Here is a 10,504-nt window from a genome sequence, read left to right on the forward strand (position 1 = left end):
CTAAGCCTTGTCGTGCAATCCCTTGCGGCCTACCCAGTGGGCCGCAAACTGCCAGGCGGTGCGTCCGCTGCGCCCACCGCGCAGGGTTGCAAAGCGCAGCGCTTCGGCGCGCGCCTCATCATCCCAACTGACGTTCTCGTCGCTCACCCGCGAGACCCAATGGGCGCACAGGTCCAGGTAGGTTGCCTGGTTAAAGGGATGAAAGCTCAGCCATAGCCCAAAGCGGTCCGACAGCGAGATTTTCTCCTCCACCGCATCGCCATGGTGCAACTCCTCACCGACCAGCTGCGAGCCGCTGTTGTCGTCCATCGATTCGGGCAGCAAATGACGACGGTTCGAGGTGGCATACAGCAATACGTTTTCCGGCGGGCCGGTCAACGCCCCATCGAGCACGCTCTTGAGCGCCTTGTAGGCATCGTCGTTGCCCTCAAAAGAGAGGTCATCGCAGTAAACGACGAAGCGTTGTGGCTGATGACGCAACTGTTCGACCAGTACCGGCAGGCTGGCAAGTTCATGGCGGTCAATCTGAACCAGGCGTAGCCCCTCGCCTGCCAGTGCGTTAAGCAGCGCGCGCACCACCGACGATTTCCCGCTGCCTCGCGCTCCCCACAATAGCGCGTGGTTGGCGGGCAAGCCTTGTAAGAACGCCCGGGTATTATCCACCAGCGCCTGCTTTTGCCGCTCAATGCCCAGCAGGTCGTCAAGCGCTAGCGCATCCCTTGGCGGCACCGCCACCAGACGCCCGCCCAGCGGGTGACGCTGCCACAGCGCGGCGACTTCCGTCTGCCAATTAACCAGTTCGGCTGCGGGTGGTAACCAATGGTCCAGTCGATCGAGTAAGTGGGTTAAGCGCTGGCTTAATTCGGCATCCATAACGACTCTCTTGATGAATTATTCGCATGAGGATTGATTTACCCTGTACAGCCGTTATCTTGGGGCAAGGAATTCACTTTCACAAAAGGAAATACACCATGCGCTGGTTTCGCCCTCTCGCCATTACGGCCCTGTGTCTTGCTGTTGCGGCCTGTTCGACATCGCCTACCGGGCGCTCACAGCTGTTGTTGTTATCCGACGAGGAACTCAACAACATGGGTAGCCAGGCCTTTAACCAGTATCAGCAGGAATTGCCCAGTGCCGGTCAGGCAAGCCAACGCTACGCGCAATGCATTGCCAATGCCATTGTCGCGGAACTCCCTCAGGACCAGCAGCAGATGGACTGGCAAATCCGTGTCTTCGAGGCTGAAGAGCCTAACGCCTTTGCGCTACCCGGCGGCTATATGGGCTTACATACCGGCATGCTGGATATCGCCACCAATCAGGACCAGGTGGCGTCAGTGGTCGCCCACGAAATCGGCCACGTGCTCGCCAAGCACTCCAATGAGCGGGCATCGACCCAAAGCGCGACCCAACTGGGGCTTTCCGTCATTTCCAGCGCTTCCGGCCTGGAAGGCGCAGGTGGTGAGCAGCTGATGGGCGTCCTTGGCATGGGGGCACGATACGGCATCATGCTGCCCTTCTCGCGTCGCCATGAAAGCGAAGCGGATACCATTGGCCTGGAGTTGATGGCCCGGGCCGGGTTTGACCCGCGTGAGAGCGTCACGCTGTGGCAAAACATGCAGCAAGCATCTGGCGGTGGCGCACCGCCGGCCTGGATGTCGACCCACCCAAGCCAAGGCCAGCGGATTGAAGGGCTGCAAGCGAGCATGAGCAATGCCATGGCCACCTTTGAACAGGCGCGCAACAACGGCCGCACGCCCAACTGTCCACGCCCATAATAAACAACCGCCGCTGCCTCTCGGCAGCGGCGGTTCATCAGGGTTACGGCCCTCGGGTGACCCCGAAAAGTCGCTCCTTAGCTATATCCAGCTAGCACAGTTCAGCTATTCGTAGTTCAGTGACTGACGCAGCCGCGCCCGAACCGGCGCTGTATCAGGGCGCTGATTGCGCCAGAGGTAAAACGCTTCTGCCGCCTGCTCGACCAGCATGCCCAGTCCGTCCAGGAGTTTCGCCCCTCGGGGCCCGGCCCACTTTAAAAACACCGTCGGCTCGACACCGTACATCATGTCATAGGCCCAGGCGCCATTGGCAAACAGCTCGTCGGGTAGCGGCGGCAAGTCGCCCGAAAGGCTGGCGCTGGTACCATTGATGACCACGTCAAATTTGCCTTCCAGAGCGTCGAAACCACCGCCCTTGATCGGCCCCAAGTCGGCAAAATCATCGGCCAGTTGCCGGGCTTTTTCTGCCGTGCGATTGACCACGACCATTTCACTGGGCTGCTCACCGAGCAGGGGCTCCAGAATACCGCGCACGGCGCCGCCTGCGCCGACTATCAAGACACGCTTTCCCGCTAGCGCCACGCGGTGATAAGCCAGATCACGTACCAGGCCAACGCCATCGGTGGTATCCCCGTAGGTGCGGCCATTACCGCCCAGAATCAGCGTATTCACTGCCCCTGCCCGACGGGCACGATGGCTCAGCGTATCGCAGAGCGCGAAAGCATCCGCCTTGAACGGCACGGTCACATTGGCACCTCGTCCACCCTCGGCGCAAAACGCCTGCCACGCCGCCGCCAGCTCGCCTATCGGCGGCTCCATGGCGGTATAGTCGATGTCCTGCCCTGTTTGATCGGCAAAGTCGGCGTGAATCATGGGAGATTTGGAGTGGCCAATGGGATTGCCAAAGACGGCGTAACGATCGGTCATAGAACCTCCTCGCCACGCGTTGCGGTGGCTTCGTCGAGCCAGTCGCGGGGCACAAGATACTCATTGAGCTTCGCCTCGGGGCTATCGTTCTCCGGGGTGAACGCATATTCCCAGCGGGCCAAGGGTGGCATCGACATCAGAATGGACTCGGTGCGCCCCCCGCTTTGCAGGCCAAACAGCGTCCCTCTATCCCATACCAGGTTGAACTCGACATAGCGTCCGCGGCGATAAAGCTGGAATTGACGCTGCTGCTCGTTCCAGGCGTCGCCACGACGACGTTCGACAATCGGCAGGTAGGCGTCCAGAAAGCTGTCGCCGACGGCACGTTGAAAAGCAAAGCAGTCTTCAAAGCTGCCGTCGTTGAGATCATCAAAGAACAAGCCACCCACGCCTCGGGTTTCCTCTCGGTGCTTGAGATAGAAGTACTCATCGCACCAGGCCTTGTAGCGCGCGTAAACGTCGTCCCCAAACGGTGCGCAGGCCGCGCTGGCTACCTTGTGCCAGTGCACTACATCGTCAAACACCGGGTAGAACGGCGTTAAGTCATAGCCGCCACCAAACCACCAGACAGGCGGCTCGCCCGCTTTTTCGGCGATAAAGAACCGTACGTTGCCGTGGCTGGTGGGCACATGGGGATTTTCCGGATGCAGCACCCAGGAAACCCCGACCGCGTGAAAACTGCGCCCGGCAAGTTCCGGTCGTGCGGCTGTGGCCGAGGGCGGCAACTGGGTACCGAAAACATGCGAGAAATTGACGCCACCTTTTTCAAACACGCCGCCATTTTCGATTACCCGCGAGCGGCCACCGCCGCCTTCTTCACGGTCCCATTCATCCTGCCTGAAGTTTGCCTGTCCGTCGGCGCTTGCCAGCCCCTCGCAAAGACGTTCCTGCAGATCCAGCAGGTAGTTCTTGACGGTATCCAGATGTTCGTGCGCCACGTCGTCTCCTGATGATCGATTAACTGCGTATCACGCTGCCACTGACGAGATCCCGGATCTTGCTGGGCCGTTCGTTACCGCCTAGCTCGCCGTCGATGATCGCCGCCAACTGGTCGCCAAACACCGCCCTGACGTCATCTGCATTGGTCGCCGGGGGATCGCCGGCCACGTTGGCAGAGGTCGATACCAGCGGGCCACCAAAGGCGTCGCAAAGCGCCTGCATCAGCGGGTGGTCAGTGACCCGCAGCGCCACTTTACTGTGCGCACCGCGGACCAGACCGTGACTGCGTCCGTTATCCGGCACCAGCCAGGTGTTCGGCCCCGGCCAACTGGCAATCAATGGCGCATGCAGGGCCAGCGGCAACTGTGTGAGCCACGGCTGAAACTGGCCAATCGATGCCGCCACCAGAATCACGCCCTTGGCTGGATCGCGGGCCTTTAAGCGCATTAACTGAGCCAGCGCTTCGTCGTTGTCAGGATCACAGCTTAATCCCCACACCGCTTCCGTTGGGCAGGCAATAACGCCGCCGTTGCGCAATGCGCGAACGGCTTTATCCAGTTCAGCCGCTGTCGTCATGAAGTCTCCACCCGTTATGGTAAAGGAAACATTATCTTATCATGGCCGGGGTAAACGCACCCAACCACCCGCCTGGGATGCGACCCAGCCCTCGATTTCCAGCATCAGCAGACGTTGCTGGCAGTCACTCACCGAGCTGCCGCTTTGTTGAACCAGCGCGTCGATGGGCGTGGGGGAGGCGCTCAGCAAGCCGAGCAGCGCATCGGGCAGCGGTTCGACTGCGGTGTCAGTTGCCGACCGGTGGGCAGCGATACCTACCCCTGGGGCGGGCAGAAACTCGCTCGCCCAATGCTGCAGCTCGCTGACGATATCCTCGGGGTCGCAGGCCATTGCCGCCCCCTGGCGCAACAACTGCAGGCAGCCACGTGCCTGCTGATTGTGCAACGAACTGGGCAGGGCAAACACATCGCGGCCCTGCTCCATGGCCAGGCGGGCGCTGACCAGCGAGCCGCTTTTCTCGGCCGCTTCGACCACCAGCGTACCCAGCGATAAACCTGTCACGATACGGTTACGGCGCGGAAAAAAAGCCGGGTGGGCCCTGGTGCCCGGCGGATGTTCAGCCAGCACCAGTCCTCCCGGCGAATCGGTGAGCTGTTGATACAGCGCGCGATGGCGGGCGGGATAAATCACATCAATCCCGCAGCCCAATACCGCTACGCTGCTACCGCCCGCGTCCAGGGCAGCTTGCTGGGCCACCCCGTCAATCCCTAAGGCCATTCCGCTGACGATACTCCAACCTCGCTCGGCCAATTCCCGAGCGAAAGTTTGCGCATTATACGTGCCTTCCGATGTCGGCCGACGCGTGCCCACCATGGCAAGTATCGGTCGCTCAAGGGCGCCCAGGTCGCCCTGCGCCCAGAGGACGGCTGGCGGATCAGGTATTTGATTGAGTAGCCTTGGCCATGCGGGATGGTCGCGGTGCAAAAGCGTGCGCCCTGGCGCACTGGACTGCCAGGTCAGACTCGTCTCGACCTCACGTTGCAGGGGGCTTTTTGTGGGGTGCTCACACCACAATCGAAGCGCACTGGCTGCCTTGCTGGGCAAACCCGCCAGCCACCCTTGTGGCCATTGCGGTTGTTGGGCCACCAGCTCAGCGATTCGTTGGGCCCCCACCCCCGGCAGTGCATTGACCACTAACCATTCCCTGGTATCCATTACCTCTCCTCATTCCACCTATCGACGATTGACCCAACTGATCTAGCGCGGCGGCGTCCTTACAAGATCACCAACCTCCAGCACTCGGGAGGCCTCCATCACCAGCGCATAGCTCACGTGATCATAGGGGTTGAAGACCATCAAGGTGCCGGCGGCCTCGTCAGGTAACCTAAGCGGCTCCTGGCTACGTGGATCATTGACGACCTCACCCTGCTCGGCAATCTGGAAGACATGCCCGGCCTGGACGCCATCCAGCGTGCCTAAGTCGATCGTCACCACCTGCAGACGGCCGATAAAGCGCACCCCGCCCGGTACGCCGATCAATGTCCCGGATAACGCATTGCGCGGTGCACGGGGCACCATGTCGTCATTCAGTGGCGAGGTTTCCAACGGCAAGACAAGGTCGTTGTTGCGTATTTCCTGTGCGGCGCTCAGCACTCTCAACTGGGCGACATCCGCATCGGCGCGCAGGTAGCGGGCCTCGCCAATCTTGATCAGCTCGGTACCCAACACCTTGCCATCGTTAGCCAAGTAAGTGTCGGCAGGCCGATAAATACCTACCTCCGCTTGACTGGGTACCTGCCCGAGCACATACAGCGAATCACCCGCCCCGCTGATCAAACGTCCCTGGTTACCGGCCACGACATAAGCCATGGCGTTATCGGCGGGGTCACCCTCTTTGATACGATGATCACGCAGGAACGGCCGGATAATACTCGCATCGATGGGGAGTATCGCTTCGCGTCGAGGCACGGCGCGCATTTTGGGCGATAGTTTGACTACCCGTTGCCCCCGGGAAAGAGAAAGACACGGAGCGCCCTGGCAATCGCTCAGGGTAAGCACATCGCCGGGATAAATAAGGTGTGGATTGCGGATAGCAGGATTGGTTTGCCAAAGATCCGGCCATTGCCAGGGCGCATGCAAGAACCGGCCAGCAATGTCCCACAGGGTGTCGCCCTCTACCACCGTATAGCGCTCGGGCGCCGAATCGCGAACGCGCTCCCAGGCGCCAACATCAAGTGACATCAACAGCGACAGCGTCCCGATGAACCAACAGCCCACGCCATATCGCCTGCGTTGTCCAGCCCCCATCCTGCCCCCTGTCTTTACCTGCGATTACGACGGTGATTCGCGCTGCGCCACCGGGCAGGCATGCCCGGAGCATTGACAGCATGATATAGTGGTCGATCATAAAGTACTCAGTTCATAAATAAAGCACTTGGGCATGCGACCCCATTGACGCACTGCTCAAGCGACTACTCAGTTCAGCACAACGGTGGAAGCAACGCCATGGCCAAACTCGCCATTCTCGAATTCCCTGACGAGCGCCTGCGCACCAAGGCCAAAGCAGTTCAAAGCGTCGATGATGAAGTGCGCAAGCTCGTCGATGACATGCTGGAAACCATGTACGACGCCAAGGGGATCGGCCTTGCCGCAACCCAGGTGGACGTTCACCGCCGCGTGGTGGTCATGGATGTCAGCGACGACAACTCCCAGCCGCTGGTTCTTATCAATCCCAGCTATACCCCCATCGGCGACGAAAAAGAGCCGCTGTCGGAAGGCTGTCTGTCGATTCCGGAGCACTACGCTGAAGTGCCGCGTTACCTGAACGTGGAGTTGAAAGCGCTGGATCGCAACGGCGAGCCCTACACGCTTGAAGCCGACGGCCTACTGGCGCACTGTATTCAGCACGAGTACGACCACCTGGAGGGTGTGTTGTTTGTCGACTATCTGTCGCCCCTCAAGCGTGACCGGATTCGCAAGAAAATGGAAAAGCGCCACAAGCAGATGCAGGACGCCTGACCGCGTCTTGTTGTCCAAGATTACTGTCACGTTTACTTTTGCCGCCAGGTCCCTGTGTCCATGTCATCATTGCGCGTTGTTTTTGCGGGTACCCCGGAATTCGCTGCCTCAAGCCTGGCCGCCCTGCTGGAAAGCCAGCATCAGGTGGTCGCCGCCTATACCCAGCCCGACCGTCCCGCCGGGCGCGGACGCAAGCTCACCCCAAGCCCTGTCAAACGCCTGGCACTTGAGCATGAACTGCCGGTCCACCAGCCTGAAAGCCTGAAAGGAGCCGATGCCCAGGCGACCCTGGCAGCGCTGAACGCCGACGTGATGGTCGTGGTGGCTTACGGGTTGCTGTTACCCCAGGCCGTGCTGGATATGCCTCGACTGGGCTGCCTTAACGTTCACGCCTCGCTGCTACCCCGCTGGCGCGGCGCGGCGCCGATCCAGCGCGCCATTGAAGCCGGTGACAGCGTTTCCGGCGTGACCATCATGCAAATGGATGCCGGCCTGGATACCGGCGACATGCTGCTTGAGGTGCGTACGCCGATCACCGACCAGACCACTGGCGGCGACCTGCACGACCGGCTGGCCCTTCAAGGAGCCAATGCGCTGGTTCAGGTGCTGGACGAGCTGGACACAGGGCGAATTACAGCGTCGCCCCAACCAGAAGACGGCGTCACCTACGCCGCCAAGCTCACCAAGGCCGAGGCCGAGCTGGATTTCAGCCAGTCTGCCGAACAGCTGGTACGCACCATTCACGCCTTCAACCCCTGGCCGGTTGCCTGGTGCGCCCTGGGCGACGACCGCTTGCGCCTGCTGAAGGCAAGTGCCGAGCCCGGTGAACAGTCGCCAACACCCCCCGGCATGTTGCTCGAACACGACGAGGATCACTTGCGAATCGCCTGTGGCGCCGAAGGTCGCCAGGTGCTTTGCGTCAGCCGCGCCCAACTTCCCGGGGGTAAGGCGCTGCCAGCCCGCGAGTTGCTCCACGCCCGCCAGACACGCCTTATCCCGGGCACGCGCCTGGGGCCCAGCCCGCAAGAAGGAGCACCGTCATGAATCAGCCTCGCGCACCCAAAGAAGGCAGCGGCCTGGAAGTACGCGCCGCCGCCGCCAAGGGGCTCGTACCGGTGCTCACCGACAAGGGATCCCTCGCCGGGCTGGATGAACATAGCGTGATCGCCCGGGATCGCAGCCTACTCAAAGAGCTTTGCTACGGCACCTGTCGGCGTTTGCCGCGCCTGGAAGCATTGGCCGGTCAACTGCTTAAGCAGCCGTTCAAAAAGCGCGACAGCGATGTTCAGGCCTTACTACTGATCGGCATCTACCAGCTGCTGTATATGCGCATTCCGGCCCATGCCGCCGTGGGTGAAACCGCTGGCGCCGCGCGGTTGCTCGGCAAGGACTGGGCAACCCGGGTACTCAACGGCTGTCTGCGTCGCTTGCAGCGTGAAGCCGCCGCCCTAGAGGCGACGGTCGACCGCGATGCCCACGTCGCCCTCGAGCATCCCGCCTGGCTGTTGAAAACACTGCGTCACGCATGGCCGGAGCAGTGGCAGGCCATCGCCGAGGCCAATAACCAGCCCGGCCCCATGACGCTGCGCGTGAACCAGCGCCATCAGGATCGCGAAACCTACCTGTCGCTGCTCACTGAAACCGGCCTGGGCGGCCAGCTCTGCGTTCACGCGCCGGATGGCATCACCCTTGAGCAGCCCTGCGATGTTGCCACGCTGCCCGGTTTCGAGCGTGGCTTGGTCAGCGTCCAGGATGAGGCCGCCCAACTGAGCGCGGCGCTGCTCGGCCCGGCGCTTGCGCCACGCCCGGGCGCACAGGTGCTGGACGCCTGCTGCGCGCCCGGCGGCAAGACCGCCCATCTGCTGGAGCAGTTCGATATCGCGCTCACCGCCATCGATAGCGACAACCAGCGCCTGGGGCGGGTTGACGACAGCCTGAGCCGGCTGGGCCTGACCGCCGACCTGCAGCACGCCGATGCCACCCAGCGCGACTGGTGGAACGGCACGCCGTATGACGCCATCCTCCTGGACGCGCCCTGCTCCGGCACCGGGGTCATTCGCCGCCACCCGGATATCAAGAAGCTGCGACGCCCCGACGACATTGGCAAGCTCGCCACTCTGCAGCGCCAGCTGCTGGATAATCTTTGGGCGATGTTGCGCCCCGGCGGCACACTACTGTACGCGACCTGCTCGGTGCTGCCAGAGGAAAATGCCGATCAAATCGAGGCATTTCTTGCCCGGACACCCGATGCTGTCGTCACCACGCCGGACGATGTCGCCTGGGGCATGCCCAGCGGCCAGGGGCGCCAATTGTTCCCCGAAGTGAGCAGTCACGACGGCTTTTTTTATGCCAGACTAGAGAAGCAGGCTGCCTAACGCATTTTCCGTAATGACAGGCAGTGAATTCATGACACGGATGGAGATACCATGAGTCATCACACCTATAAGCACATTGAGCTAACCGGTTCTTCCGAAAAAGGAATTGAAGACGCCGTGCAGAGCGCGCTCGCCAAGGCGTCTGAAACCGTCAAGCATATGCGCTGGCTGGAAGTGACCGACACCCGCGGCCACATCGAAGATGGCCGGGTCGCACACTGGCAGGTCACGATCAAGGTTGGCTTTACCCTGGAATAATCCCCACCTGCTTTTCGGCGGCGGCTGGTTTACACTGGCCGCCGTCTTTATTGCAGCGCACGATAGGCCGCCTCGCGCAATTAACGAGGCATCGCTGGCGCTCTAAACGGAACCGATGCTCAGCAATGAAAATCATCATTCTCGGCGCCGGCCAGGTCGGCGGCACCCTCGCGGAGCACCTTGCCCGTGAGGAAAACGACATCACCGTCATCGATACCGATGCCAAAAAGCTGCGCGAGCTGCATACCAAGCTCGATATTCGCACGGTGACCGGCGCGGGTTCCTACCCCATTGTACTGCGTCAGGCAGGCTGTGAAGACGCCGACATGCTGATTGCCGTGACCAGCAGCGATGAGATCAACATGATCGCCTGCCAGGTGGCGCATACCCTGTTCCGTACCCCGACAAAAATCGCCCGGGTGCGCGCGACGGCCTACCTGACCCGCAAAGGGCTGTTCGCCCACGAAGCGATTCCCATCGACGTGTTGATCAGCCCCGAGCAGGTGGTCACCGACCACGTGCGCCGCCTGATCGAACACCCCGGCGCGCTGCAGGTGTTGGAATTCGCGGGTGGGCTTGTACAACTGGTGGCCGTCAAGGCGTTCTACGGCGGCCCGCTGGTGGGACAGGACCTGGCTTTTCTACGCCGCCATATGCCCAACGTGGATACCCGGGTGGCAGCGATCTACCGCCGCA

Annotated in this window: 12 protein-coding genes; 6 read left to right on the forward strand and 6 right to left on the reverse strand. The window is 61.5% G+C overall.

Translation table 11 applies throughout. From position 1 onward, the window contains the following. Positions 1–873 (reverse strand): ATP-binding protein, encoded by an 873-nt coding sequence (locus QC816_RS11820; protein ID WP_309782379.1) that lies wholly within the window; start codon positions 871–873, stop codon positions 1–3. 98 nt (positions 874–971) lie between these two features. Here QC816_RS11820 and QC816_RS11825 point away from each other — a divergent pair, with 98 nt between their 5' ends. After that, positions 972–1,775, forward strand: coding sequence for a M48 family metallopeptidase (locus QC816_RS11825; protein ID WP_199284641.1), 804 nt, complete (start codon positions 972–974; stop codon positions 1,773–1,775). Positions 1,776–1,880: 105 nt separating this feature from the next. Here the strand turns inward: QC816_RS11825 and aroE are convergent, their stop codons facing one another. The 5 genes from aroE to QC816_RS11850 are packed head-to-tail and all read right to left on the reverse strand — an operon-like array spanning position 1,881 to position 6,464. Continuing rightward, the gene (gene aroE, locus QC816_RS11830) at positions 1,881–2,702 is read right to left on the reverse strand and encodes a shikimate dehydrogenase (protein ID WP_309782382.1); all 822 of its coding nucleotides are present in this window, start codon (positions 2,700–2,702) and stop codon (positions 1,881–1,883) included. Further along, positions 2,699–3,640 carry an oxygen-dependent coproporphyrinogen oxidase gene (gene hemF / locus QC816_RS11835; RefSeq protein ID WP_309782384.1) on the reverse strand — a complete coding sequence of 314 codons (942 nt, stop codon included), beginning with the start codon at positions 3,638–3,640 and terminating at the stop codon, positions 2,699–2,701. Before hemF ends, aroE begins: the two co-directional genes overlap by 4 nt. A 19-nt stretch (positions 3,641–3,659) precedes the next feature. Further along, a complete protein-coding gene (tsaC, locus tag QC816_RS11840) occupies positions 3,660–4,217 on the reverse strand; it encodes an L-threonylcarbamoyladenylate synthase type 1 TsaC (protein ID WP_085918420.1) in 558 nt (185 codons plus the stop codon). Positions 4,218–4,256: 39 nt separating this feature from the next. Then, entirely contained in the window at positions 4,257–5,372 is a 1,116-nt protein-coding gene (dprA, locus tag QC816_RS11845; protein WP_309782387.1) for a DNA-processing protein DprA, read from the reverse strand. A gap of 42 nt (positions 5,373–5,414) precedes the next feature. Further along, positions 5,415–6,464, reverse strand: coding sequence for a LysM peptidoglycan-binding domain-containing protein (locus QC816_RS11850; RefSeq protein WP_309782389.1), 1,050 nt, complete (start codon positions 6,462–6,464; stop codon positions 5,415–5,417). A gap of 198 nt (positions 6,465–6,662) precedes the next feature. On the opposite strand from QC816_RS11850, the gene def reads away from it, so the two are divergent. From def to trkA, 5 genes are all read left to right on the forward strand, one after another. Next, a complete protein-coding gene (gene def, locus QC816_RS11855; protein WP_085918417.1) occupies positions 6,663–7,175 on the forward strand; it encodes a peptide deformylase in 513 nt (170 codons plus the stop codon). A 60-nt stretch (positions 7,176–7,235) separates the two neighbouring features. Next, entirely contained in the window at positions 7,236–8,219 is a 984-nt protein-coding gene (gene fmt, locus QC816_RS11860) for a methionyl-tRNA formyltransferase (protein ID WP_199284636.1), read from the forward strand. After that, a complete protein-coding gene (rsmB, locus tag QC816_RS11865; protein ID WP_309782392.1) occupies positions 8,216–9,550 on the forward strand; it encodes a 16S rRNA (cytosine(967)-C(5))-methyltransferase RsmB in 1,335 nt (444 codons plus the stop codon). The genes fmt and rsmB overlap by 4 nt, the downstream gene beginning before the upstream one ends. Before the next feature lie 51 nt (positions 9,551–9,601). Then, a complete protein-coding gene (locus QC816_RS11870) occupies positions 9,602–9,808 on the forward strand; it encodes a dodecin (protein WP_085918414.1) in 207 nt (68 codons plus the stop codon). Between the two features lie 125 nt (positions 9,809–9,933). After that, on the forward strand, positions 9,934–10,504 hold a 571-nt coding region (gene trkA, locus QC816_RS11875; RefSeq protein ID WP_309782394.1), incomplete at its 3' end, for a Trk system potassium transporter TrkA.

The sequence above is a fragment of the Vreelandella janggokensis genome, assembly GCF_031451615.1.
Classification (GTDB): domain Bacteria; phylum Pseudomonadota; class Gammaproteobacteria; order Pseudomonadales; family Halomonadaceae; genus Vreelandella; species Vreelandella janggokensis.